Origin of the sequence: Streptomyces puniciscabiei (assembly GCF_006715785.1) — a bacterium.
Lineage (GTDB): Bacteria > Actinomycetota > Actinomycetes > Streptomycetales > Streptomycetaceae > Streptomyces > Streptomyces puniciscabiei.
The window spans coordinates 5195632-5219727 of the sequence record NZ_VFNX01000001.1; the positions used below are offsets into that span (position 1 = coordinate 5195632).

At 72.6% G+C, this 24096-nt stretch carries 23 protein-coding genes and 1 riboswitch; of the genes, 11 read left to right on the plus strand and 12 right to left on the minus strand.

Going from position 1 to position 24096, the window contains the following annotated elements; genetic code table 11:
- Positions 1–71: 71 nt before the first annotated feature.
- Both FB563_RS24055 and FB563_RS24060 read left to right on the plus strand, forming a co-directional pair.
- Entirely contained in the window at positions 72–704 is a 633-nt protein-coding gene (locus FB563_RS24055) for a sulfite oxidase-like oxidoreductase (RefSeq protein ID WP_055707429.1), read from the plus strand.
- A 53-nt stretch (positions 705–757) separates the two neighbouring features.
- Positions 758–1033, plus strand: coding sequence for a hypothetical protein (locus FB563_RS24060; protein ID WP_079048883.1), 276 nt, complete (start codon positions 758–760; stop codon positions 1031–1033).
- A 9-nt stretch (positions 1034–1042) separates the two neighbouring features.
- On the opposite strand, the gene FB563_RS24065 is transcribed toward FB563_RS24060, so the two are convergent.
- The 5 genes from FB563_RS24065 to thiO form a co-directional block, all read right to left on the minus strand.
- Positions 1043–1930 carry a deoxyribonuclease IV gene (locus tag FB563_RS24065; RefSeq protein ID WP_079048882.1) on the minus strand — a complete coding sequence of 296 codons (888 nt, stop codon included), beginning with the start codon at positions 1928–1930 and terminating at the stop codon, positions 1043–1045.
- Between the two features lie 57 nt (positions 1931–1987).
- Positions 1988–3904 (minus strand): Stk1 family PASTA domain-containing Ser/Thr kinase, encoded by a 1917-nt coding sequence (pknB, locus tag FB563_RS24070; RefSeq protein WP_055707427.1) that lies wholly within the window; start codon positions 3902–3904, stop codon positions 1988–1990.
- 159 nt (positions 3905–4063) lie between these two features.
- Positions 4064–4858, minus strand: a complete 795-nt coding sequence (locus FB563_RS24075) for a thiazole synthase (RefSeq protein ID WP_055707426.1) — start codon at positions 4856–4858, stop codon at positions 4064–4066.
- Between the two features lie 3 nt (positions 4859–4861).
- Entirely contained in the window at positions 4862–5080 is a 219-nt protein-coding gene (gene thiS / locus FB563_RS24080; RefSeq protein ID WP_055707425.1) for a sulfur carrier protein ThiS, read from the minus strand.
- The gene (gene thiO / locus FB563_RS24085; RefSeq protein ID WP_055707424.1) at positions 5077–6252 is read right to left on the minus strand and encodes a glycine oxidase ThiO; all 1176 of its coding nucleotides are present in this window, start codon (positions 6250–6252) and stop codon (positions 5077–5079) included. Before thiO ends, thiS begins: the two co-directional genes overlap by 4 nt.
- Positions 6250–6361: riboswitch (TPP riboswitch) on the minus strand. Its footprint overlaps the gene before it by 3 nt.
- 53 nt (positions 6362–6414) lie before the next feature.
- Here thiO and FB563_RS24090 point away from each other — a divergent pair.
- From FB563_RS24090 to FB563_RS24115, 6 genes are all read left to right on the plus strand, one after another.
- On the plus strand, positions 6415–6765 hold the full coding sequence (locus FB563_RS24090; protein ID WP_055707423.1) for an avidin-fold protein: 351 nt from the start codon (positions 6415–6417) through the stop codon (positions 6763–6765).
- A gap of 32 nt (positions 6766–6797) precedes the next feature.
- Positions 6798–8030, plus strand: coding sequence for an NAD(P)/FAD-dependent oxidoreductase (locus FB563_RS24095; RefSeq protein ID WP_199832882.1), 1233 nt, complete (start codon positions 6798–6800; stop codon positions 8028–8030).
- 65 nt (positions 8031–8095) lie between these two features.
- A complete protein-coding gene (locus FB563_RS24100) occupies positions 8096–8461 on the plus strand; it encodes an Rv2175c family DNA-binding protein (protein ID WP_055707421.1) in 366 nt (121 codons plus the stop codon).
- 96 nt (positions 8462–8557) lie between these two features.
- On the plus strand, positions 8558–9205 hold the full coding sequence (thiE, locus tag FB563_RS24105; RefSeq protein ID WP_055707420.1) for a thiamine phosphate synthase: 648 nt from the start codon (positions 8558–8560) through the stop codon (positions 9203–9205).
- Positions 9206–9338: 133 nt separating this feature from the next.
- A complete protein-coding gene (gene metF / locus FB563_RS24110) occupies positions 9339–10262 on the plus strand; it encodes a methylenetetrahydrofolate reductase [NAD(P)H] (RefSeq protein ID WP_055707419.1) in 924 nt (307 codons plus the stop codon).
- 56 nt (positions 10263–10318) lie between these two features.
- Complete coding sequence (locus FB563_RS24115; RefSeq protein ID WP_055707418.1) at positions 10319–11254, plus strand: SCO2102 family sporulation regulator; 936 nt, start codon at positions 10319–10321, stop codon at positions 11252–11254.
- Between the two features lie 32 nt (positions 11255–11286).
- Here FB563_RS24115 and FB563_RS24120 read toward each other — a convergent pair whose 3' ends face one another.
- From FB563_RS24120 to FB563_RS24135, 4 genes are all read right to left on the minus strand, one after another.
- Positions 11287–12798 (minus strand): phytoene desaturase family protein, encoded by a 1512-nt coding sequence (locus tag FB563_RS24120; RefSeq protein ID WP_199832881.1) that lies wholly within the window; start codon positions 12796–12798, stop codon positions 11287–11289.
- A gap of 384 nt (positions 12799–13182) precedes the next feature.
- Positions 13183–13812, minus strand: coding sequence for a TetR/AcrR family transcriptional regulator (locus tag FB563_RS24125; RefSeq protein WP_055707416.1), 630 nt, complete (start codon positions 13810–13812; stop codon positions 13183–13185).
- A 47-nt stretch (positions 13813–13859) separates the two neighbouring features.
- A complete protein-coding gene (locus tag FB563_RS24130) occupies positions 13860–15944 on the minus strand; it encodes a YhgE/Pip domain-containing protein (RefSeq protein WP_055707415.1) in 2085 nt (694 codons plus the stop codon).
- On the minus strand, positions 15931–16818 hold the full coding sequence (locus FB563_RS24135; RefSeq protein ID WP_055707414.1) for an ATP-binding cassette domain-containing protein: 888 nt from the start codon (positions 16816–16818) through the stop codon (positions 15931–15933). Before FB563_RS24135 ends, FB563_RS24130 begins: the two co-directional genes overlap by 14 nt.
- Positions 16819–16992: 174 nt before the next feature.
- On the opposite strand from FB563_RS24135, the gene FB563_RS24140 reads away from it, so the two are divergent.
- The 3 genes from FB563_RS24140 to FB563_RS24150 all read left to right on the plus strand — a co-directional run bounded on the left by FB563_RS24140 (position 16993) and on the right by FB563_RS24150 (position 19119).
- Entirely contained in the window at positions 16993–17556 is a 564-nt protein-coding gene (locus FB563_RS24140; protein ID WP_055707413.1) for an SAV_6107 family HEPN domain-containing protein, read from the plus strand.
- Between the two features lie 131 nt (positions 17557–17687).
- Positions 17688–18458, plus strand: coding sequence for a methyltransferase (locus FB563_RS24145; RefSeq protein WP_055707412.1), 771 nt, complete (start codon positions 17688–17690; stop codon positions 18456–18458).
- A 277-nt stretch (positions 18459–18735) separates the two neighbouring features.
- Complete coding sequence (locus FB563_RS24150; RefSeq protein WP_055707411.1) at positions 18736–19119, plus strand: DUF3040 domain-containing protein; 384 nt, start codon at positions 18736–18738, stop codon at positions 19117–19119.
- 89 nt (positions 19120–19208) lie between these two features.
- Here the strand turns inward: FB563_RS24150 and FB563_RS24155 are convergent, their stop codons facing one another.
- Genes FB563_RS24155 through FB563_RS24165 form a run of 3 tightly spaced genes read right to left on the minus strand, consistent with a single transcriptional unit; the run spans position 19209 to position 23994 of the window.
- Positions 19209–21593: a transglutaminase TgpA family protein gene (locus FB563_RS24155; RefSeq protein ID WP_142218898.1), complete on the minus strand. Its 2385-nt coding sequence runs from the start codon at positions 21591–21593 to the stop codon at positions 19209–19211.
- Positions 21590–22951, minus strand: coding sequence for a DUF58 domain-containing protein (locus FB563_RS24160; protein ID WP_142218899.1), 1362 nt, complete (start codon positions 22949–22951; stop codon positions 21590–21592). The genes FB563_RS24155 and FB563_RS24160 overlap by 4 nt, the downstream gene beginning before the upstream one ends.
- Positions 22951–23994, minus strand: coding sequence for an AAA family ATPase (locus FB563_RS24165; protein ID WP_142218900.1), 1044 nt, complete (start codon positions 23992–23994; stop codon positions 22951–22953). Before FB563_RS24165 ends, FB563_RS24160 begins: the two co-directional genes overlap by 1 nt.
- Positions 23995–24096: the final 102 nt, after the last annotated feature.

The following is a 24096-nucleotide window of genomic DNA, read 5'->3' on the forward strand; positions in this document are numbered from 1 at the left end:
AATTGATGCTGCTTGTCCGCTTTCTGGACGGGTGGTCAAGGGCACTGCCCGAGGTCTGTCAGGATGGATACATGGGTCATCCGGTGGAGCGAGAGTCTGGAGCAACGGCAGGGTCCGACCTCCCGCCGGGTCAGCGGCTCCAGCGCGGCTGGCCGGTCACGCACTACGGGCCCGTTCCGAAGTTCCGCCCCGAGCGCTGGGAGTTCCGGGTCTTCGGCGCCACCGCCGACGGTGACAAGCACCTGTGGAACCACGAGGAGTTCACGGCACTGCCGTACACCACCGTGGTGGCCGATCTGCACTGCGTGACGAAGTTCAGCATGGTCGGCGCGGAGTGGGGCGGCATCCCCGCCCGCACCATCCTCGAGCTGGCCCCGCCGGCCCCGGACGTCACCCATGTGATGGTCTGGGCCGAGTACGGCTTCAGCTCCAACCTCCGCCTGTCGGACTTCGCCTCCGACCGCACCCTCTTCGCCACCCACCAGGACGGCGAGCTCCTCACCGCCGAGCACGGCTTCCCGGTCCGCCTGATCGTGCCCCACCTGTACGCCTGGAAGGGACCCAAGTGGGTCCGCGGCGTCGAGTACATGACCACCGACCGCCGCGGCTTCTGGGAGGAACGCGGCTACCACAACATCGGCGACCCGTGGAAGGAACAGCGGTATTCCTACCAGGAGCAGCCGGGGGACGGCCCGGAGCTGTGACACCGGCCGGTAGGCTCGGTGCCGGACATTCGACAACCATGCAGGGAGCCCTGGTGGCAGTCTTCAACGTGATCTTCTCGGAGGCCGCGGCGCGCATGCGCGACAGCCTTCCGGACGACCGCAGGGAGCTGCTTCAGCGCGGCCTCGCCATACTGTCCACGGATCCCCGCCCCAAGATCTCGTCGCCCATCTCCGGCGACGAGAACACCCGCTCCCTCGCTCTCACGCGCACCATGGCCATCGAGTACGTGATCAGCGACGGGCTCTTGGTCGTACTGCTGGTGCACCTGGTCGACACGTCGCACGTACTGTTCGAGAACGAGGACTGACCGGCGCCCTCAGCCGTCCCTGAGCTTCTTCAGGCGTTCCACGTCCGCCGCGTGCCCCGTCTTGCCGCCGGGCGTCTCGATGATCAGCGGTACGCCCTCGGTCGCGGGGTGGGTCATCAGGGCCCGGAACGGGTCCTCGCCGATGTGACCGGCGCCGATGTTCTCGTGCCGGTCCTTGTGGGCGCCGACCACGTCCTTGGAGTCATTGGCGTGGATCAGCTTCAGCCGGCCCTCGCCGACGGTGTCCACGAGCAGGTCCAGGGTCTGGTGCATGCCGCTCGGCCCGGTCAGGTCGTGACCGGCGGCGAAGATGTGGCAGGTGTCCAGGCAGACCCCGAGCTTCGGGTGCGCGTCCAGCGCCTCGAAGTACGGCCCGAAGTCCCAGGTGCGCGAGCAGAGGGAGGCGCCCTGCCCGGCCGTCGACTCCAGGAGCAGGAAGGGGTCGTCGTCGTGCGTCAGCTCCTCCAGCAGCGGCAGCATGTGCTCCCGTACCTGCCGCAGCGCCACCTCACGGCCCCGCCCGCCGGTCGCGCTCCCGGTGTGCACGACCACACCCAGCGCCCCGATCTCCCGCCCGCGCCGCAGGGAGTGCCGCAGGGACTCCACCGACCGCTCCACGGTGGCCTCGGTGTGCGAGCCGAAGTTGATCAGGTACGGGGCATGGACGTACGCCGGGATCGACTCCGCGGCGCACGCCGCGCGAAAGGCCTCGTCCTGCCGGGGATTCCCGGCCGGCGTGGCCCACCCGCGCGGATTGGCCACGAAGACCTGCACGGTCTCGGCCTTCAGGTCATGGGCGTACGACAGCCCCACGGAGTGCAGACCGCCGGCGACGGGGACATGACCGCCGACGGGATTGCGCGGCCGGGACGACGAAGGCGGGACAACGGGACTCACCCGTTCAGGGTGTCATGCCCGCTCCGGCCGCCGGACCACGGTCCCCGGTGACCCCGGTCACCGGATGGTGATCGTGACGGTCGACCCCTTGGGTGCCTTGTCGCCGGCCTGTACCGACTGCTTCTTCACGGTGTCGCCGAACAGCCCGAGCAGGCCGCGGTCCTCCTCCACCTTGAACCCGGCGCCCTCCAGGGCCTTGTGGGCGTCGTCGACGCTGTCGCCGACCACGTCCGGCACCTCGATCATCTCCGGGCCCTTGGAGAGCGTCAGCGTCACCGTGTCGCCCTCGGCGGCCTGGCTGCCGTCGCCCGGGCTCTGCTGCGCCACCTTGCCCTTGTCGTACTCGGAGTTGACCTGCTGGGCGGCGATCCTCACCTTCAGTCCGGCGTCGGTCAGATCCCGCCGGGCGCTGTCCAGGTCCTCACCGGTGACGTCCGGTACGTCGATCGGGCTGCCCTTGCTGACGGTCAGCGCGATCGCCGACCCGGCGTGCCGCTTGGTGCCGGCCTTGGGTGTCGTGGAGATCACCGAGCCGCCCGCGACGTCCTCGCTGAACTGCCGGGTGACCATGCCCGGTTCCAGCCCGTCCGCCTTCAGCCGCGCCCGCGCCTCGGCCAGGGGGCGGCCCGCGACATCCGGCACGTTCACCGTCTCCGGGCCCAGCGAGATGGTCAGCGTCACCGAGTCGTGGTCGCGGATCCGGGCGCCGGGCGCGGGGTCGGTGCCGATGACCGTGCCCCGCTGGACGGTGTCGTTGTACTCGCGCCGGACCTGCCCGACCTCGAGCCCGGCGGCCCCGAGCCGCTTCCGCGCCTGCGCCTCGGTCTTCGCCAGCAGCGGCGGGACCTTCGTGAACTGGCCGGAGTTGATGTACCAGACCCCGGCGCCCACGCCGAACACCACCAGCACGGCGGCGACGATCGTCAGCACCAGGCGCCGGGACCGGCGGTGCGGCACGGGCGGCGCCTGCAGCCGGGTGGTGTGCCGGACGACCCCCTCGGCCGGCTCCTCCTCGTTGACCGGTAGCGGCCGTGGCACCGTCAGCGAGCGCGGTATCACGCTCGTACGGTCACCGGCGTTGTCGTGCTCCGCGGCGATCGCCTGCGGCGGCACGGCGTCCAGCTGCTCGTCGCTCAGCGTCCGGCGCGCCTCGAGCACCTGGGCGAGCAGCGCCACGGCGTCGTGCGGCCGGATGCCGGGGGTGCGCGCGGTCGCCGAGGCGACCAGCTCGTCCAGCTCGTACGGCAGCCCCGGCACCAGTGCCGAGGGCGGCGGCACGTCCTCGTGGATGTGCTTGTAGAGGACCTGGGCGGGGGAGTCCCCGGAGTGCGGCTTGCCGCCGGTCAGCATCTCGTAGAGCACGACACCGCACGCGTAGACGTCGACGCGTGGATCGGCGGTGCCCTGTTCTATCTGCTCGGGCGCGAGATACGAGACGGTTCCGAGCACGGCCCCCGTCGTACTGGTCTGGGTGTCCACGGAACGCACAAGCCCGAAGTCGGCGACCTTGACCCGCCCGTCGTCGCCTATCAGCACGTTCTCGGGCTTCATGTCCCGGTGCACGAACCCGGCCCGGTGCGCGGCGCCGAGCGCGGCGAGGACGGGCTCGAGGATGTCGAGGGCCGCGCGGGGCTGCAGCGCCCCCCGCTCGCGCAGCACGTCCCGCAGGGTGCACCCGGCGATGTACTCCATCGCCAGGTACACGTACGACCCGTCGGTGCCCTGGTCGAAGACCTGCACCACGTTCGGGTGCGCGAGCCGGGCGACCGACTTCGCCTCCCGTATGAACCGCTCCACGAAGGATCCGTCGGCCGCGAGCGTGGGGTGCATCACCTTCAGCGCGAGCACACGGTCCAGACGGGTGTCCAGGGCCCGGTAGACCGTGGCCATCCCGCCGACCGCGATCCGCGCGTCGACGCGGTAACGGCCGTCGAGCACCTGACCGACGAGGGGGTCCTGAAGGGTCGTATCCACGCAGGGGAGTCTACGAGGACCGACCGGCACTCCCTCCGCCGAGACCGCTTTCCCACAGGCACTGAAGCCGACCTGTGACGCGACGCACGACCGGAGCGAAGCCGAAGGCGAGGCGCCCAGGACCACCCGCGACCCCGCGGGCGGGAGACCGGAACGGGACTAGAACGCCGGTCGCTCAGGATCCAACCGAGCCAACCCCTCCGTGGGAGACGACGCCTCCGCAAAGTGCCGCCGCGGAATCCGCCCCGCCAACCGAGCCAGCCGGCCCCCCTCCACGGCATGCCTCATCGCCGCGGCCATCAGCTCCGGCTCCTGCGCCCGGGTCACCGCGGAGGCGAGCATCACCCCCGCACACCCCAGCTCCATGGCCAGCGCGACATCGGACGCCGTACCGGCCCCGGCGTCCAGAATCACCGGCACACGCGCGTGCTCGACGATCAGCTGGAAGTTGTGCGGATTGCGGATCCCGAGCCCGGACCCGATCGGCGAGCCCAGCGGCATGACGGCGGCACAGCCCACCTCCTCCAGCTTCCGCGCCAGCACGGGATCGTCATTGGTGTACGGCAGCACCGTGAACCCGTCGTCCACCAGTGTCTCCGCCGCCTCCAGCAGCTCCACCGGATCCGGCAGCAGCGTCCGCTCGTCGGCGATGACCTCCAGCTTGATCAGGTCCGTGCCCAGCGCCTCCCGCGCCAGCCGCGCGGTCAGCACGGCCTCGCCCGCGGTGAAACAGCCCGCCGTGTTCGGCAGCACCCGGATGCCCAGCTTCTGAAGCACCGACAGCACCGAACCGTGCACGGAGGGGTCCACCCGCCGCATGGCGACCGTCGTCAGCTCCGTACCGGAGGCGACCAGCGCCCGCTCCAGCACCTCCAGGCTGGGCGCACCGCCCGTGCCCATGATCAGCCGCGACGAGAGGGTCGTACCCCCGAGGACCAAGGGATCGTCGGCCATGGCTCAGCCTCCCTGGACCGCGGTGAGCACCTCGACCCGGTCGCCCTCGGCCAGCGTCGTGGAGGCCCACTGCGCGCGCGGGACGACGGTCTCGTTGACGGCGGCGGCCACCCCGGAGGGCGCCGCGACCAGCGACCGTACGACGACGTCGAGCGCCGTACCCGGAACGATCTCCCGGCGCTCTCCGTTGACGGAGATGGAAACAGTGACGGAGATGCTCATGCTGGCTGCTCCATGAGGACGGCGGCGGCACCGAAGCGCCGCGGGGTGAACGGGCGGGCCTCTTCCGGCAGTTCGCCGTCGGCCAGCAGCCGGGCCATGACGTCGCCGGTGACCGGTGTGAGCAGCACCCCGTTGCGGTAGTGCCCGGTGGCCAGCAGCAGCCCGTCGAGCCCGGACGGGCCGAGCAGCGGCGCGTTGTCGGGGGAGCCGGGGCGCAGTCCGGCCCGGGTCTCGGTGAGCGGCAGTTCGGTGATGCCCGGCACCAGCTCGTGGGCGTCGCGCAGCAGCTCGTACACCCCGCCCGCGGTGACGGTCGTGTCCCAGCCCAGTTCCTCGCTGGTCGCGCCGACGACCAGCTCGCCGTTCTCGCGGGGGACCAGATAGACATGGCTGCCGCGGACCACGGCCCGCACGGTCCGGCTGAGGAACGGCGCGTACCGGCGCGGCACCGTCAGCCGCAGCACCTGCCCCTTCACCGGTCGCACCGGCGGCAGCAGCGCCTCGGGCACGCCCGCGAGCCGTCCGCTCATGCTTCCGGCGGCCAGCACCACCTGCCCGGCGCGCAGCCCGGTGCCGTCCGCGGTGGTGACCCCGGCGGCCCGGTCCCCTGCGACGTCCAACCGCTCGGCCCACGCACGGTGGAACGTCACGCCGGACCGCTCGCACGCGGCCAGCAGCGCCGCCGCGAGCCGCCGCGGATCGATCTGGTGGTCGCCGTCGACCCGCAGCCCGCCGCGCACCCCGGGCGCCAGCAGCGGCTCCAGGCGCCGGCACTCCCGCCCGGACAGCCACTCCGAGTCCAGGCCGGAGCGCTGCTGCAGGGCGTGCAGTTCGCGCAGGTGGGCGCGGTCGTCCGCGTCGAGCGCGACCGCGAGGGTGCCGCAGCGGCGGTAGCCGAGGTCATGGCCGGTCAGCTCGGTCAGCTCGGCCGCGAAGTCCGGGTAGCGGCGGGCCGATTCCAGGTTCAGGGTGAGCAGCTGCTCCTCGCCGTAGTGCAGTTCGGTGACCGCGGCCAGCATCCCGGCCGCGACCCGCGCGGCCCCGCCGCCGGGCTCGGGGTCCACCACGGCCGTGCTGAGCCCGCGCTGCGCCGCGCGCCAGGCCGTGACCAGGCCGATGATTCCGCCCCCGATGACGAGGACGTCGGACGTATCGGACGTACGTGACGACATGGGCGTCCAGCCCCTCCCTTCGCCGGCATGACCCGGATCAGGTTCGTACGGTCGGAGGCCGCCAGCCTCCCTCTCAGCCCGGTGCGTCCGGGCTCCCGCGAGTGCTTGTACGGTGGCCACCCTAGCCCGCCCCCCTCGTCACCCGTAAGGGAGCCCCTGCCCATGGCCCGGTCGCTCGACGGACTGATCCTCGCCCCCGTGGCGGACCAAGCCCCAGGTCAGGTGGGTACCCGCACCCGGTTCACATACCACGAGAAGGACGGCGAGATCTGGGCCGAGTACGCGGGCGGCGATGTCGTGCGCGGCCATCTGGTCGGCACCCGGGAGGGTGACCGGCTGGACTTCCGCTATGTCCAGCTGAAGACCGACGGGACGACCGCCTCGGGGCACTGCGTCTCCACGGTCGTGGAGTTGCCGGACGGGCGGGTGCGACTGGAGGAGACCTGGGAGTGGGAGTCCCGGGCGGGCGCCGGTACGAGCGTTGTGGAACAGGTCACCGGGCACGCCCGCTGACTGACGCGTCGTCACGTGTCTATGGTGATCGGGTGAGCGAGCAGACAGCGCAAGGGGGCACGTCAGCGGGGCGGCGCGTGGTCGTCGCCGGTGCGGGCATGGCCGGAGTGCAGACCGCGGTCGCGCTGCGGGAACAGGGCTTCAAGGGCCCCGTCACCGTGATCGGCGCGGAGCCGCACCAGCCGTACGACAGGCCGCCGCTGTCGAAGGCCGTACTGCTCGGCAAGGCCGAGGACTCCGCCTTCGACGTGGACTTCGAGTCCCTCGGCGTCGACCTGCGGCTCGGCTGCGAGGCGCTGGGCCTGCGCCCGGCCGAGCACGTGCTGGACACCGAGCAGGGCCCGGTGCCGTACGACGTCCTGGTCCTCGCCACCGGTGCCGAGCCGATCACCCTGCCCGGCACCGAGGGTGTGCCCGGCGTGCATCTGCTGCGCACCCTGGACGACGCCGAACGGCTGAAGCCGGTGCTCGCCCGGCAGCACGAGATCGTGGTCGTCGGGGCCGGCTGGATCGGCGCCGAGTTCGCCACGGCCGCCCGTGAGGCCGGCTGCGCGGTGACCGTGGTGGAGGCCGCCGACCGTCCGCTCGCCGGCGCCCTGCCCGCCGAGGTCGCCGACCCCATGGCCGCCTGGTACGCCGAGGCGGGCGCCGATCTTCGCACCCACGCGCGCGTGGAGCGCGTCGAGCCCGGCGCGGTGGTCCTCGCCGACGGCACCCGGCTGGCCGCGGGCGCCGTCGTCGTCGGCATCGGCGCCCGCCCCGCCACGGCCTGGCTGGCCGGCTCCGGCGTGGTGCTGGGCCCGCACGGGGACGTCCTCGCCGACGACCGGCTGCGCACCTCGGTCGAGGACGTGTACGCCGTCGGCGACTGCGCCTCCTTCCCCTCCGCCCGCTACGGCGAACGGCTGCTCGTCCATCACTGGGACAACGCCCTGCAGGGCCCACGCACGGTCGCCGCGAACATCCTCGGCGAGACCCCCGCCGTCTACGACCCGGTGCCCTACTTCTGGTCCGAGCAGTTCGGCCGCTTCGTGCAGTACGCCGGCCACCACGCCGCCGCCGACCGCATGGTCCGGCGCGGCGACCCGCAGGGCCCGGCCTGGACGGTGTGCTGGCTCCGCGAGGACCACCTGGTGGCCCTCCTGGCGGTCGGCCGCCCGCGTGATCTGGCCCAGGGACGCCGACTGATCGAGGCGGGCCGCCGCATGGACCCGCAGGCCCTGGCCGACCCCTCGAAGCCCCTGAAGGATGCCACGGACGACTAGCCTGGTCATCCCCGCCGGACCTGCCTGACTTCCGACTGTCAGTGGGGGATGGCAGGCTAGTTCTCGTGACCGAGATTGACGCAAAAATCGATGCTCTCGTCCCCGCCTGGCTCACCCTCCCCGACATCGCCGAACAACTCGGCGTCGAGGTGACGCGTGTGCGGCAGCTGGTCAAGGAGGGCCAGCTCATCGCCGTACGCCGGGGTGAGAACCGCGCGCTGCACGTCCCCGCCGCCTTCATCGACGGGGACAAGGTCGTCAAGGGCCTGTCCGGCACCCTGACGCTCCTGCGGGACGACGGCTTCACGGTCGAAGAGATGATCGAGTGGCTCTTCACCCCCGACCCGACCCTGCCCGGCACCCCCGCGCAGGCCCTGAGCGAGAATCGCGGCACGGAGGTGAAGCGCCGCGCCCAGGCGCTCGCCGTCTGAGCCGAACCGCACCACCAGGGGTGGCGTGCGGGCTGCCCGCAGCCCGCACGCCACCCGACGAAACCGCCAGGGACACCGATCAGGGGGGACCCACGTATGTCCGACACCGCACGCGCCGCGCTCGCCGACGCCCGGCTGTACCTCTGCACGGACGCGCGCACGCGCCAGGGCGACCTTCCCGAGTTCCTGGACGCGGTCCTGGCCGGCGGTGTCGACGTCGTGCAGCTGCGGGACAAGGGCTTGGAGGCCGCCGAGGAGCTGGCGCACCTGGAGGTCTTCGCGGACGCCTGCGCCCGGCACGGCAAGCTCCTCGCGGTGAACGACCGCGCGGACGTCGCCCACGCCGCCCGCGCCGATGTGCTGCACCTCGGCCAGGGCGACCTGCCGGTTCCGGCGGCGCGCGCGATCCTCGGTGACGAGGTGCTGATCGGCCGCTCCACGCACGCCGAGTCCGAGGCCGCCGCGGCGGCCGTGCAGGACGGCGTGGACTACTTCTGCACCGGCCCGTGCTGGCCCACTCCCACCAAGCCGGGCCGTCCCGCGCCCGGCCTCGGCCTGGTGCGGTACACGGCCGGCCTGGGCACCGACCGCCCCTGGTTCGCGATCGGCGGCATCGACCTGACCAACCTCGACGAGGTGCTGGACGCGGGCGCCCGCCGGGTGGTCGTGGTGCGGGCGATCACCGAGGCCGACGACCCGGGAGCGGCCGCGGCGGACTTCGCGAAGCGGCTGCGGCAGGGTTAGCGGCACCGCCGTCCCGGTCTTTGTCCGCGGCTTTGTCCATGGTTTTGTCCAAGGAGTGGACAGGAAAGCGACAATTCGGGCAAATCTCAGTCGTCCGGTTGGGGGACCGGCCACCCCTGGCTAACCTGCCCGTATGGCCCTCGGAACCCCCTCCACCAGGACTGATCGCGCACGCACCGTGCGCGACATGCTCGCCACCGGCAAGACGACGTACTCGTTCGAGTTCTACGCGCCGAAGACCCCCCAGGGCGAGCGGAACCTGTGGAACGCGCTCCGGAGGGTCGAGGCCGTCGCCCCCGACTTCGTCTCCGTCACCTACGGCGCCGGCGGTTCCACCCGCACGACCACGGTCCGGGAGACCCAGCAGATCGTCGTGGACACGACGCTCACCCCCGTCGCCCACCTCACCGCCGTCGACCACTCGATCGCCGAACTGCGGAACATCATCGGCCAGTATGCGGACGCGGGAATCCGCAACATGCTCGCCGTGCGGGGCGACCCGCCCGGCGACCCGATGGGCGAGTGGATCCCGCACCCGCGGGGCCTGACCTACGCGGCCGAACTGGTCCGGCTCATCAAGGAGTCGGGCGACTTCTGCGTCGGTGTCGCCGCCTTCCCCGAGATGCACCCCCGCTCCGCGGACTGGGACACCGACGTCGCCCACTTCGTGGACAAGTGCCGAGCGGGCGCGGACTACGCCATCACACAGATGTTCTTCCACCCGGAGTCGTATCTTCGGCTGCGTGACCGCGTGGTGGCCGCGGGCTGCGATACGCCCGTCATCCCGGAGGTTCTGCCGGTCACCAGTGTGAAGATGCTGCAACGGGTGCCGAAGCTCAGTACCGCTCTGTTCCCCGACGCCCTGAAAGAGCGGATCCTCACAGCGAAGGACGATCCGGCGGCGGTACGCTCCATCGGTATCGACTTCGCCACGGAGTTCTGCGCGCGGCTGCTCGCCGAGGGAGTGCCCGGACTGCACTTCATCACGCTCAACAACTCCACGGCGACCCTGGAAATCTACGAGAACCTGGGCCTGCACCACCCCCCGCAGGCCTAGACCGGCCGCACCGCGATACGACACACTGCGTAGCGGTCACTGGGAGAGGGGCGTACATGGGCTGGACGGTCCTCTACATCGCGTTCGGCATCGTCGCACTGTGGTTGCTGGGCGAGGTGCTGCTGCAGTACAAGGCGCGCCTGCGCTGGCGGCTGCTGGCGTTCGCCGGCTTCCTCGGTGTCGTGTTCGGCGTGCTGATGCCGTCCGTGATCGTGATCGGCATCGGTGCCATCGCCTTCGCGATCGGCCAGACCTACGTCACGCTGTCGTTCCGCCGTGGCTTCGCCGCAGGCTGGGCGGTCAAGCGCCCCGACGCCGGGGCCGAGACCGCGGGAGGCAGCAAACGCCGCCGCGGCAGGGCCGACCGGCACGACCCGGCGCTGGAGGGCGCCGACCCGGAGCCCCTCGCCCCGGAGGACGACCGGGACGCCGACCAGGCCGGCTACGGCCAGGGACACGGCGACTACGACGACTACGACCGCGACGACGTCTTCACCCCGGCCGGCCGTCCGGTCACGGAGCCCACCGCGGCCGAGACCACCACCGTCTACGAGCCGCAGCCCATCCCCGAGGACACCGGCTCCTACGGCGTCTACGGCGACACCGCCTACGCGGGCGCCACCCAGCCCCAGGGCACCGAGCAGCAGGCCTACGCCTACGACTACTCGGGCTACGGCCAGCAGGGCTACGGCTACGACACAGGCCAGCAGGGCTACGCCAACTACTCCGACCCGTACATCGGCAGCCAGTCCTACGACGGCGCCGCGTACGGCACCGGCTACACCGACCAGTACGGCCAGCAGGGCTACGCGCAGGCCCCGTACGGCGGCGGCTACGGCGAGACACCGGCGGGCGGGGTGTGGGTGCCGCAGCAGCGCACCGACGAGACCTACGGCGGCGAACTCCCGCAGGAGCAGCCGTACCCGTACCAGAACCAGGGGCAGGTCCAGCAGCAGCCCGGGACCGGGTACGACGAGCAGTACCGTTTCTGAAGCCGTACCCGCTCATGCGGCCCGGGCTCGGCTCACTGGGAGCCGCGGAAGCCCGGGCCCTCCACGATCAGTCCCGCCACCAGCGCGCCCGACATGCCCGCGTGCGGCAGGCCGCCCCCCGGGTGGGACCAGCCGCCGACCCGGTACAGACCGGGCAGCCGTGTGGTGTTCGACGGATGCAGGAAACGCCCCTGGCCCGCGGCGAGGGCCGGGGCGGGCACCGCGCCGAGGAAGGCGCCCGTCTCCTCGGCGGTGCGCCCGGGCGTGCGCACCTCCTGCCACAGGACGCGGTCCCGCAGCCCGGGCAGCGCGGCCTCGGCGGCCTCGAGGAGATGCTCCGTGTACCGCCGGACCGTGCCTGCCTGGTCCCAGTCGGCCTCCGTCGGCACGACCGCGGACAGCACCACGGACTCGTGCCCGTCGTCCGGTCTGAGCGTGGGGTCGTCCGGGCGCAGCACGGTCACCGTGGGACGCGGGGACCGGTCCCCGCCCGGCGAGGCCAGGAAGTCCAGCTCCGGCTCCGGGGCCGGCGCATGGACGACCGTGCGGTGCGCGGCACCTGTCTCGCGCCCGCCGCGCAGGGCCAGCAGCACGGCGAACCGCCCCGGCCGGGGGCCGAACGGATCGGTCCGTACGTCCCCGTCCTCGTCCAGCGGATGCTCCGTCAGCGTCCTCAGGCGCGCCGGGTCCACGTCCGCCACGACCTGGTCCGCCTCGGCGACCTCGCCGTCTCCCAGCTCCACGCCCACTGCCCGGCCGTCCTTCTCCAGGACCCGGGTGACCTCGGCGCCGAAGACGAACTCCACCCGCCGCCGCACACAGCGCTCGTACACCGCGCGCGCCAACTCCCGGATGCCGCCGCGCACATACCAGGTGCCGAAGGCGTGCTCCATGTAGGGCAGGACGGCCGCGCTCGCCGGAGTGGTGCGCGGATCGAGGCCGTGGGCGAGTGCCGAGCTCGTCAGCAGGGCCGCGAGGCGCTCGTCGCGCAGCTCCCAGGTGCCGATCTCGGACAGCGTGCTCGCGCGCCGCGTGCGCAGCAGCCGCTTGTGCGGGACGGCCGGATACGGCTCCTTCTCCGCCAGCACCCGCCAGTCGGGCCACAGCGGCTCCTCCAGCAGCGGCCTGCGGGTGCGGTCCCAGGCCTCGCGGGCCCGCACCAGGAACTCACCCCAGCGTTCGCCCGCGCCCCCGCCCAGCGCCTCGTCCAGGGCCGCGACCACGCCCGCGCGCGAGGCGTTCGGCAGCGCCACCTCGGTGCCGTCCGGGAACAGGTGCCGCGAGGACGGATCGACCTGGACCAGCTCGACGCAGTCCTCCAGCGGCTCCTTGCCGGTCTTGACGAACAGATCGCGGTACACGGCGGGCAGCGTCAGCAGACCGGGGCCGGTGTCGAAGCCGAACCCGTCCCGCTCGAAGCGGCGCACCGCACCGCCGTACGTGTCCGTCCGCTCGTACACCACCACCCGGTGGCCCGCGACGGCCAGCCGGGCGGCGGCCGCCATCGCGCCCATCCCGGCGCCGATCACCGCAATCCGTGCCATGCCTGCGACTTTATCGACCGCCACTGACAATCCGGCCGGTGGGAGGTGGGCGCGGACGCGATCGTGAGCCGGGCGGTGGCCTGGAAGCGTGGGCACGCGTGCGTACGGCTGAGTATCCGTACCTAGGCGGCGAGATGAGTACGCGCGCGGATGGGCAGCGACCTGTCTCGACGGGACAGTGGAGGCACGGCAAGGGGGCGCGGCCCGGCACCGCCGGCACGGGGCGGCGGAACGGCGCCCGCCACCCGGCCGCTCCTTCCGCCGATCCGTCGGCGGAAGCGAGCCGGGGGACCCGGGGACGACCACCCACGGGGGACCACAGGGGGAGTACGGGGGAGTGGGAGGGCGCCGGTCCGGCATGGGACCGGCGCCCTCCTCATGCGCTCAGCCCTTTCCGCTCACGCGTCCCTGGAGCAGCCGGGACAGGGCCGCGTGGACGTCGTCCAGGGAGCGTTCCGGCTGGAAGGACTTCCAGTCCAGCGCGGCCACCAGCACCATGCCGACCAGCGCGGCCGCCGTCAGCTGCACATCGATCTCGTCGCTGAACTCGCCGGCCGCCACGCCCTCGCGCAGCACCCCCTCGACCACCGCGACGGCCTCCTGCCGGACCACCATCAGGGTGGACTGCCAGGCCCGGTTGGTGCGCCACAGTTCGGCCACGTACAGCTGGGTGAAGGCCGGATAGCGGTCGATGAAGACCAGGCCCGCGCGGACCATCGCGTCCAGCGCGTCCACCTTGCTGCCGCCCGCCCGCGCGGTCTGCTCCGCCGCCTCCTGGAGAGAGGCGGTGAGCAGGCCCACCCCGTGCCGCAGCAGCTCCTCGAAGAGGACCGACTTGCTCGCGAAGTTGTAGTAGACCGTGCCCTTCGCGACCCCGGCCCGCTCCGCGATCTCGTCCACCGTGGTCGCGGAGAAGCCCTGCTCGGCGATGAGCGTGACGGCCGCCTCGTAGAGCTTCTGCCGGGTGGCCTCCCGGCGCGTGCTCCCGCCGGACCTGGTGCTGCTGCTTTCCATGGCCCTGATTCTCACAGGTACGCGCGCGTGCGAGGCCTCCGCCTGGTTCACAGGCTCAGCTCCGGGTGCAGCCGGTCCAGTGTCCACACCTGGCGGCGCCGGGCCGCCAGGGCGGTCAGCGCGAGCGCGCCCGCGGTGAACGCCGTCAGTACACCGCACGCCTGCCAGACCGGGCCGAGCCCTCCGCCGGTGATCAGCCGGCGCAGCGCCTCCACGATGTAGCTCATCGGCAGGAACGGATGGATCGCGTTGAAGAAGTGCGGGCTGGTCTGCACCGGGTAGGTGCCGCCCGCCGAGGTCAGCTGGAGCATCAGCAGCGCCAGCACCAGGATCCGGCCGGCCGCGCCGAAGCGGGCGTTCAGCCACTGCACGATCGCCGCGAAGCAGGCGGTGACCAGGCACAGGAAGCCGATCGTGCCGGCCGCGCGGAGCATCTGCAGACCGATCCCCCAGTGCAGTACGGCCATCAGCGCGGCCACCTGCAGCACGCCCACGGCGACCACCGGCAGCCAGCCCGCGAGCGCGATCCGCCAGGCCGGCGAACCGGCCGCCAGGGCACGCCGGTTGAGCGGCGGGATCAGCATGTAGGCGACCATCGCCCCCACCCACAGGGACAGCGGGATGAAGTACGGGGCGAAACCGGTGCCGTAGTTCGGCGCCTTGTGCAGGTCGTGGGAGGCCAGCTGGACCGGGTCGGCCATCACGCCGGTGCGCCGGTCGCGGTCCTTCTTGTCGTAGTCCGGGATCTTCTTCGCGCCGTCGTGCAGTCCGCCCGCGAGCTGCCCGGAGCCGTCGGACAGCTTGTACAGGCCGCCGCTCAGCGTCGTGGCGCCCGACGCGGCCGTGCCGATGCCCTGGTCCAGGGTGGTCGCGCCGGTCTGCGCGGTACCGAGCCCGGTGTGCAGCTTCTTGGCGCCGTCGGCGACCTGCTGAGCGCCGGTGTTCAGCTTGTTGATCTTCTTGACGGCGTCGTCGACGTCCTCGTACAGGTGCGGCGCGCGCTTTTCGAGCGCCGTGGCCTGCTGCTGGAGGGTGCCGAGGTTGTCCCGCATCGTCTTCAGGTCGCCGTCCTGGTCCGCGATCAGCGTGTTGAGGTCGTCGGCGACGGTGGCCACCTCGGCGGCGGCCTGCTTGGCCCGCTTCAGGTCCGGGCAGATCGGGTCGGGGAGGGTCGCGCTCTCGCAGTGGGTCCGGTAGATCTCGTCCAGGACGGCGGATTTGGCGTGGGCGGTCTTCGCCGCGCCCGGGGCCAGCTTCACCAGGACGTCGAGGTTGTCCTTGACGGTCCTGGCCGAGTCGGCGACCAGCTTGGCGGTGTCCCCGATGGTCTTCTCATTGTCCTTCAGATAGGGGCCGGTCTTTCCGTAGACGCCGTTGACCTTGTCGGCGAGGGCCTGGGTGCCGTCGGCGACCTGCCGGGACCCGTCCTGGAGGGCACCGGCGCCCGTGTTGAGCTTCTTCAGTCCCGTGGCGAGCTTGCCGCTGCCGGTCTTTGCCTCCCTGAGTCCGTCGGCGAGGTCCTTGGAGCCCTTCTCCGCCTTGCCGATGCCGGTGTTCAGCCTGTCGGCGCCCTCGGCGGCCGTGACCGTCTTGTCGTGGATGTCGGAGAACGAGACGAAGATCTTGTCCAGGAAGGTGCGGGAGGCCTTGGTGGAGGCGGCCGAGCGGACCTCGTTGAAGACGGTCCGGGAGATCTGGCCGACGATGTAGTTGTTCGCGTCGTTGGTGCGCACCTGCAGGGCGCCGGTCTCCGGGGAGTCGCCGGAGCTGGAGGCGATCCGCCGGCTGAGGTCGGCCGGCATGGTCAGCGACAGGTAGTACGTGCCGTTCTCGACACCCTCGCGGGCCTCCCGCTCGCTCACCTCGTGCCACTCGAAGGTCCGGCTGTCGCGCAGTCCGTCCACGATGTCGTCACCGGCGGTGATCCTCTTCCCGCCCGCGGTGGCGCCCTTGTCGTCGTTCACCAGGGCCACCGGGATGCGGTCCAGACGGCCGTAGGGGTCCCAGAAGGACCACAGGTACAGGGCGCCGTAGAGCAGCGGCAGCACGAGCAGTGCCACCAGGGCGGCGCGCGGCAGCCGCCCGCGCCCGAAGCGCCTCAGCTCGAGTACGGCCAGCCTAGGCGAGCGCATCGATGTCCTCCTTCGGATCGCTCTTCTCGCCCGGGTCGCCCTGCTCGCTCGCGTCGCCCTTGCCGGCCTGGGCCCCGGCTTCCTTCGCGTCGCCCGTGCCGGCCGTGGATCCGGCTTCCTTCGCGTCGCCCGTGCCGGCCGCGGATCCGGTTTCCTTGTCGTCCGTGCCGGCCTCTGCCGCGGTGTGCCTCGGTCCGGTCGGTACGACGACGCAGCCGCCGGGTGCGGTGCGGCAGACGGCCGCCACCGTCGTCCCCGCGCGCGTGAGCGAGCGCAGCAGCTCCCACAGTTCGGCGCGCTCGGCGTCGGAGAGCTTGGTGTCGAGGTCGTCGACGCCGAGCAGTCCGGGCCTGCCGAGCAGGGCCAGGGCGATGGACAGGCGCAGTTCCTGGGGCCGCTCCAGGTCGCGCACGGCCGTGCGGGAGCCCTTCGGCAGCGTTTCCAGGTCGAGCCCGGCGGCGGCCAGGGCCGCGTCGACGCGCAGCCGTGCCTCGTGCACGCGCTGGGTGCGCGGGCGCAGCAGTTCGCGCAGGGAGTCGCCGAAGCGGCTCTGCAGCAGGGCGCGTTCGCGCAGGTGCTCGCCGACGGTGAGGGCCGGCTCCAGGTCGGTCACCCCGGCCACGTTGGCCACCGCGCTGACGCGGCGCAGCGGGGCCGTCTGCCGGGGAAGTTTGAAGCCTCCGACGGTGGCCACTCCCTCGGTGGGCTTCATCCGTCCGGTGAGCGCGAGCAGCAGACACGTGCGGCCCGAGCCGGACGGTCCCTCGATCGCGATGAGTGAGCCGGGCTCCGCGTCGAGGGTGACGCCGCGGAAGGCCCACCCCCGAGGCCCCTTGAGCCCGAGGCCCTCGGCCTTGACGTGCACGCCGTCCACAAGCCCCCCTGCCCCTTCGGTCGAACCGTATTTTTGAACTGACTGGTCAGTGCAAAAATACGCCCGAACCTACGATCGAGGCAAAACCCCAGGTCAGAACGGATTGTCAGTGCCATACCCCACGATGGGCACATACGGCACCCGTGCCGTCACCCAGACGACAGGAGGTTCGTCATGGCCAATCCGTCCGCAGCCGCCGCCCGCCGGCGCCGCGCCACCGGCCCTGCCCCCTCACTGACCGGCCCGGCGAGCGATGTGCACCCCGTGCTCCGCCGGGCCACGGCCCCGCCCGCCGCCCTCGATCTGCTCGCCCAGGCCCGGTCCGGACTGGACGAGGCCACCGTCCTGGAAATGCCGAACGAGCGCTATGCGACGGCCCATCTCGCCGCCCTGCGCACCGCCGCCGCCGTGCTCGCCGCCCGCGGCCGCCCCGAGACCAACCCGCGCCGCCGCGCCCGGATCCGCAGCGCCTGGGAGGTGCTGCCCGAGATCGCCCCCGAACTGACCGAGTGGAGCGCGCTGTTCGCCTCCGGGGCCGCCCGCCGGGCCCGCGCCGAGGCCGGCATCCAGGGCGCGGCGAGCCGCCGCGACGCCGACGACCTGATACGGGACGTGGGCATGTTCCTGCGCATCGTCGAGCGGATGCTCGTCCTCCAGCCGGTCCTGCCCCAACCCCGCCAGGACCCCGGGGCACCGGACGGCCCGAGAGCGCGCGGTGACCTGCCGGACGCGGGCTGACCACGGGGAAGTCCGCCGTGCGAGACGCGTCGGCCGTACCCGCCCGCGGTGACCCGGTACGGCAGCGGAGGCAATAGGGTGGACGACGACTGAAGCCTTCAGCCTTCCGCCCTGCCGAGGAGTCAACTGCCGTGTCGGACCCGAGCCGCCCCCGCGCGTCCCTGCGTACCGCCGTGGTCTGGGATGTCCTCCAGGACGCCCTCGACCGCCGGGTGAAGGCCACGGGCCGGGAGTCGCTGGACGTCCTCGACACCGGAGGCGGCAGCGGCAACTTCGCCGTGCCCGTGGCCCGGCTCGGCCACCGTGTGACCGTCGTCGACCCCAGCCCGAACGCGCTGTTCGCGCTGGAGCGCCGGGCCGCCGAGGCCGGTGTCGCCGAGCGGGTCCGGGGCGTACAGGGCGATGCGCACGGCCTGTTCGACGTGGTCGAGCGCGGGGGATACGACGCCGTGCTGTGCCATGGCGTCCTGGAGTACGTGGACGACCCGGCCGAGGGTGTCCGCAACGCCGTCGCCGCGCTGCGCTCCGAGGGCGTCCTCAGCCTGCTCGCCGCAGGACTCGGCGGCGCCGTGCTCGCGCGCGCCCTCGCCGGGCACTTCACGGAGGCCCAGCAGGCGCTGCAGGACCCCGAGGGCCGCTGGGGCGCCGGCGACCCGATGCCGCGCAGGTTCACGGCCGGACAGCTCACCGCGCTGGTGGAGGCCGCGGGTCTCAGGGTCGGCGCCGTGCACGGCGTGCGGGTCTTCGCCGACCTGGTCCCCGGAGTCCTCGTGGACACCGAGCCCGGCGCCCTGGACGCGCTCCTGAAGCTGGAGGCCGCGGCGGCCGAGCTGCCCGCGTTCCACTCCGTCGCCACCCAGCTGCATGTGCTCGGCGAGACGCCGGGTGCCGCCGAGGTCTGAGCCGACGACCGTGACCCGCCGCTGATCAGGGCCTGGGCAGCGGATGGAGTACGCCACAAGCCCCCCGATCGAGGGGTTTGCGCCGTATGATCGAGGTACACCACCCGGCATGACGGGTCGGCCGCCGGGGAATGGAAGCCTCAGCGAGCCGGGACGGCCATGACGGATTCCGGTTGGTCAATTGGCGTAGAGGGGCGGGTTTCACGGGGGCGATTCCCTGCCTATCCTGAAGGGACCCCCCGGGTCGCCCCGGCGACTGCACGATGAGGAGGACTCCGTGCCGCTCTCGGAGCACGAGCAGCGCATGCTCGAGCAGATGGAGCGAGCGCTGTACGCCGAAGATCCCAAGTTCGCGTCGGCGCTTGAGGGAAACGGGCTGCGGACGTACACCCGGCGGCGGGTCTACCAGGCGGTTGCAGGCTTCCTCATCGGTATCGCGCTCCTCATGACCGGAATGGTCATGCAGCTGATCTGGGTCAGCGTGGTGGGTTTCCTTGTCATGCTGGGTTGTGCCGTACTCGCCGTCACCGGCTGGCGCAGGGCGCCGAAGCCGGGCGAGCAGCCCGCGGGCGGCGTGCGTCGCCCGGTGCGGCCGAAGCGCTCCATGATGGACCGGATCGAGGAGCGCTGGCAGCGCCGCCGGGACGGACACGGCCAGTAAGCCGGACGGAGTTTTCCCCGGACTTCCCGGACGCCGACAGACAACGTGTGAGGGGCGACCACCGCGGTGGTCGCCCCTCACCCATGTTCTCAGCCCTGCTGCTGCGACGGCCGGCGAAGTCCCGTCCGGGCCGTCGCCACCCTGGTCCTGAGCGCCGACCAGCGGGCCGACACCGCCCACAGCACCCGCACCGACGAGCGGGGCAGGAACAGCGCCCGCAGCCGGGCGCCGGTGCTCGCCGTGCCGCGCAGCCCCTCGACCACCCGGCGCACATCCGCCGCCGTGCCTGCCGCCGGGCGCGGCCGGGGCGCGTACAGCACCTGCTCCACCGCGTCCGCGACCCGGTGCACCAGTGCACCGGTCGCCGGGTCCAGCCGCCCGAGCTCGACGATCCGGGCCGCCGCCCGGCGCGGGGTCAGCGACTCGTCCGGCGCAATGCCATGGTCCCAGGCACTGTCCGTCAACTCCTGCCAGGCCGCCACCGTGTGCGCCGCCGCGCCCTGCTCGGTCCGGGCGTGCCCGCCGAGCCGCACCGAGCGCACCCGCGTCCGCCACATTAGCGGCGACAGCGGAATCGCCAGGACCACCAGCGCGGCCAGGCCGATCAGCAGATACCATCCCGGGCCCGGGCCACCGCCGCCGCTGTTCGGGGCCGCCGCGGCGGACGTGTTACCGCACTCCTGGAGCCTGCGCAGCCCGGGCGGGCAGCTCTGGCTGGGCGAGGGCGCCGCCGAGGGCGCCGTGGACGACTCGTGCGAGGGAAGGTCCTGGTCCGGCAGCGCGGTGCCGGGTGTGTCCGACTGGGTGTACGACGGCACGGTGCCGCGTGTCGGGGTCGGCTCGAAGCGAGTCCAGCCCACACCCTCGAAGTACAGCTCGGGCCAGGCGTGCGCGTCCTTCTGGTTCACCGCGACCGTGCCGTCGGCCTGCGGCGTACCGGGCGCGAAGCCCACCGCGACCCGGGCCGGGATGCCCAGGGTGCGGGCCATCGCCGCCATGGCGAAGGAGAAGTGGACGCAGAAGCCCTGCTTCTTCTTCAGGAAGTTCGCGATGGCGTCCGGCCCGCGGCCCACCTCGACCTGGGTGTCGTACTGGAAGCCGCCCGTGACCGCGAAGTAGTCCTGGAGCTTGACGGCCTCCTCGTAATGGCTGCGCGCGCCCGCCGTGATCTCCTTGGCGGTCCTGGCCACCACCTTCGGCACCGAGGACGGCACCTTCGTGTACTCGCGCTTCAGGGCCGCCGGCGGCTCCGGCGCGGTGGCCAGCTGCTCGGCGGTCGGCTGCAGGTCCAGGCTGGTCACCTGGTAGGTCTCACCGCGCGTGGTCTGGCCGTGGTCGCCGACCAGGGTCATGCCGACCGGCTCGTAGCGCCAGCGGCCCGAGATCCGCACACCGCTCGGCGGGTACGGCATCGGCAGCCAGTCCTGGGCGTACCAGTCCGAGGCCGTGACCGTGGTCGTCACCGTGCCGCGCTTGACGTCGCCGTCGAGGCCGAGGGGCGTGGGGAACCGGTCCGGTACGCCCACGATGTGCCGCTGGGCCGGTCTCCAGGTGGTGCCGTCGAAGTCGTCCAGGGAGACGATCCGCAGATACAGGTCCGAGAGGTCGTTGGTGCTGGTCTTCAGGGACAGCACCTGGCGGTCGTCGTTCGTGTTCAGGCTGTCGCGCAGCGACACCAGCGGGTTGACCGCGGAGATCGTGCCGCCGTCGCCGTTGCCCACTCCCACACCCGTGCCTGCGGCGTCCAGCAGGCCGCCCTGCATCGCGGGCAGGGCGAGCGGCACCACCAGGGCCGCACCGAGGGCGACCGCGCCGATCCGGCGTCCGGTGCGCACCGGAGCCACCGCACCGCTCTCCGGTGAGCCCGGGGCACGGGGAGCGCCGCCGAAGACCCGGCCCCACTGCGCCAGCCGGTCCCGGCCCTCCGCGAGCAGCAGCATCAGATAGCCGGCCGCCGCCACCAGGAACCACAGCCAGTCGGCCCCGCCGTGGGACAGCCCGGCGGCCACCGAGTACAGCGCGAGCAGCGGCAGCCCGGCCGGGGCCGCGCTGCGGAAGGTCACCGCGAGCGTGTCCACCAGCAGGCCGATCAGCAGCACCCCACCGATGAGCATCAGCCTGATGCCGTCGGTCAGCGGCGCCGGTATCGCGTATTCGCTGACGTCGTTCGAGCCCTGCTGGAACAGGTCGGCGAAGTGCCGGAAGGCATCCGGGCCGGGGATCAGCCCGACGATCGCGTACTGCCGGGCGAAGACCAGGGTCAGCAGCACCAGGGTCACCAGCGCCTGCGCCGCCACGGTCAGCGGCCGGCCCAGCGGCACCCGGCGGGCCGCCGCGCCCACCCCGGTCTGCACGGCCACCAGCGGCACCAGCTGCAGCAGCCAGGTCGGCGCGGCCACCAGGGGCAGCAGCGCACAGGAGGCCATCAGCGTGGCCGCTGCCGCGCACAGCGCCAGGCGTGCCCGCCCGCTCATCGCGTCGCCTCCCCGCCCACCGCGGCCAGGCCCGAGCGCTCCCGGTCCGCCTGCTGCCACAGCGCGTTCAGCGCGGCACCGCGCGGCACGCTCAGCGCCGTCCAGCCCGCCTCGCGCAGCATCCGCAGCCGCTCGGCGTGCCGGCCGCCCGGCCGTGGCACATCGGTCGCCTCCCGCACCCAGGTGTCCGGGTCCAGCACGAAGGCGACGGCACCGCCGCTGCGCCGGCTCATCTTGGCGACCGTCGCGGCCTGCTCCTCGTCCAGGTCGCCCAGGAAGGCGACCAGCAGCCCCTCGTTGCCGCCGCGCAGCACGTCGTACGCCCGGGACAGGCCCGTGCCGTCGGAGTGGTCGATCACCGCGAGGGTGTCCATCATCAGCCCGGCCGCCTCCGCCGTCTCCTGGCCGGTGCCCGCGAAACCGTCGGCGCCGTGGCCCGGCACCACACTGCCGCTGTCGGTCAGCAGCCGTACGGAGGAGCCGCGTTCGAGCATGTGCACCAGCACCGAGGCGGCGCCGGAGACGGCCCACTCGAAGGCCGAGTCGGGGCCCGCGCCCTCGTAGGCGCCGCCCCGGGTGTCCAGCAGCACGGTGCACCGCGAGCGCCGGGGCTGCTCCTCACGCCGCACCATCAACTCGCCGTAGCGTGCGGTGGACCGCCAGTGCACGCGCCGCAGATCGTCGCCGTAGCGGTAGCCGCGCGGGATCACGTCGTCCTCGCCGGCCAGGGCCAGCGAGCGCTGCCGCCCGTCGCCGTACCCCTTGGCCTCGCCGCTGAAACGGACCGGGGCGAGCGGCTCCACGCGCGGGATGACCGTGAGGGTGTCGAACGCCGAGAAGGAACGGGTGAGTTCGCACATCCCGAAGGGGTCCGTCAGCCGCAGCTGCAGCGGGCCCAGCGGGTAGCGGCCGCGCAGGTCGGAGCGGACCCGGTAGGAGACCTCGCGGCGACCGCCCGGCTCGACCCGGTCCAGCACGAACCGCGGCCGCGGCCCGAGGACGTACGGCACCCGGTCCTGGAGCATCAGCAGGCCGGTGGGCAGCCGGGAGACGTTGTCCATCCGCAGGTGCACCCGGGCCTCGCTGCCGGCCGGCACACGGGCGGGGGAGAGCCGGCGGGTGCCGGCCACCCGGTAGCGCGTGCGGTACACCACCGTCGCGCAGATCAGCGGCAGCGCGGCCAGCAGCAGACCGACCCGCAGCAGATCGCTCTGGCCGAGCACGTAGGCACAGATCGCGGCCGCGATCCCGGCCGCCAGGAAGGAGCGGCCGCGGGTCGTCAGACCCGCCAGGGCCGTACGGACGCCGCCCGCCTCCCCGCGGTCGGCCTCCGTCTGCCCCGTCCCCCCGGCGCTCATCACAGACTCCGCGGGGGCTGCTGGGGGTACGCCGGAACGCCACGGCCGAGCCCGCCGAAGCCCGGCGCCTGCTGCCCCGGAGCCGCGGGCACCGGGGTGTGCTGCAGGATCTCCTGCACGACCTGCTCGGCGGTACGGCGGTTCAGCTGGGCCTGGGCGGTCGGCAGCAGGCGGTGCGCGAGAACGGCGACGGCGAGGGCCTGGACGTCGTCCGGCAGGGCGTACTCCCGGCCGGCGAGGGCCGCGGACGCCTTCGCCGCGCGCAGCAGGTGCAGCGTGGCGCGCGGGGAGGCGCCGAGTCTGAGGTCGGGGTGGGCGCGGGTGGCGGCGACCAGCTCCACCGCGTACCGCCGGACCGGCTCGGAGACGTGCACGGTGCGCACGGCCTCGATCAGCTTCACGATCTCGTGCGCGTGCGCCACCGGCTGCAGGTCCTCCAGCGGGCTCACGCCGCCGTGGATGTCGAGCATCTGCAACTCGGCCTCCACGCTCGGGTAGCCGACGGAGACGCGGGCCATGAAGCGGTCGCGCTGTGCCTCGGGCAGCGGGTAGGTGCCCTCCATCTCGACCGGGTTCTGCGTGGCCACCACCATGAAGGGACTGGGCAGTTCGTACGTCTGTCCGTCGATGGTGACCTGCCGCTCCTCCATGGACTCCAGCAGTGCCGACTGGGTCTTGGGCGAGGCGCGGTTGATCTCGTCGCCGATCACGATCTGCGCGAAGATGGCGCCCGGCTTGAACTCGAAGTCCCGGCGCTGCTGGTCCCAGATGGACACACCGGTGATGTCCGAGGGCAGCAGGTCGGGCGTGAACTGGATGCGCCGCACCGAGCAGTCGATGGACCGCGCCAGCGCCTTGGCCAGCATCGTCTTGCCCACCCCGGGGACGTCCTCGATCAGCAGGTGGCCCTCGGCGAGCAGCACGGTCAGTGCGAGCCGTACGACCTCGGGCTTGCCCTCGATCACGCCCTCCACCGAACCGCGCACCCGCTCCACCGTGGCGGTCAGTTCAGTGAGGCTCGCTCGATCGTCATAGGTCGTCACCCGGCCCTCCTCGGCCCATTCTTTCCGGGCCGACGCTGCGTGCGAATCCGGCCCACCCCGAAACACGGACACCACGCGGGAAAAGTTCCGCGTGACGCCACA

What these genes read in the sequence shown, in the direction of transcription:
- thiS (WP_055707425.1), bottom strand. Translation starts at nt 5,080, where the DNA reads ATGAGCATCTCCGTCACTGTTTCCATCTCCGTCAACGGAGAGCGCCGG.
- FB563_RS24055 (WP_055707429.1), top strand. Translation starts at nt 72, where the DNA reads ATGGGTCATCCGGTGGAGCGAGAGTCTGGAGCAACGGCAGGGTCCGAC.
- metF (WP_055707419.1), top strand. Translation starts at nt 9,339, where the DNA reads ATGGCCCTCGGAACCCCCTCCACCAGGACTGATCGCGCACGCACCGTG.
- thiO (WP_055707424.1), bottom strand. Translation starts at nt 6,252, where the DNA reads ATGTCGTCACGTACGTCCGATACGTCCGACGTCCTCGTCATCGGGGGC.
- FB563_RS24120 (WP_199832881.1), bottom strand. Translation starts at nt 12,798, where the DNA reads ATGGCACGGATTGCGGTGATCGGCGCCGGGATGGGCGCGATGGCGGCC.
- thiE (WP_055707420.1), top strand. Translation starts at nt 8,558, where the DNA reads ATGTCCGACACCGCACGCGCCGCGCTCGCCGACGCCCGGCTGTACCTC.
- FB563_RS24155 (WP_142218898.1), bottom strand. Translation starts at nt 21,593, where the DNA reads ATGAGCGGGCGGGCACGCCTGGCGCTGTGCGCGGCAGCGGCCACGCTG.
- FB563_RS24115 (WP_055707418.1), top strand. Translation starts at nt 10,319, where the DNA reads ATGGGCTGGACGGTCCTCTACATCGCGTTCGGCATCGTCGCACTGTGG.
- FB563_RS24140 (WP_055707413.1), top strand. Translation starts at nt 16,993, where the DNA reads ATGGCCAATCCGTCCGCAGCCGCCGCCCGCCGGCGCCGCGCCACCGGC.
- FB563_RS24130 (WP_055707415.1), bottom strand. Translation starts at nt 15,944, where the DNA reads ATGCGCTCGCCTAGGCTGGCCGTACTCGAGCTGAGGCGCTTCGGGCGC.
- FB563_RS24090 (WP_055707423.1), top strand. Translation starts at nt 6,415, where the DNA reads ATGGCCCGGTCGCTCGACGGACTGATCCTCGCCCCCGTGGCGGACCAA.
- FB563_RS24125 (WP_055707416.1), bottom strand. Translation starts at nt 13,812, where the DNA reads ATGGAAAGCAGCAGCACCAGGTCCGGCGGGAGCACGCGCCGGGAGGCC.
- FB563_RS24160 (WP_142218899.1), bottom strand. Translation starts at nt 22,951, where the DNA reads ATGAGCGCCGGGGGGACGGGGCAGACGGAGGCCGACCGCGGGGAGGCG.
- FB563_RS24075 (WP_055707426.1), bottom strand. Translation starts at nt 4,858, where the DNA reads ATGGCCGACGATCCCTTGGTCCTCGGGGGTACGACCCTCTCGTCGCGG.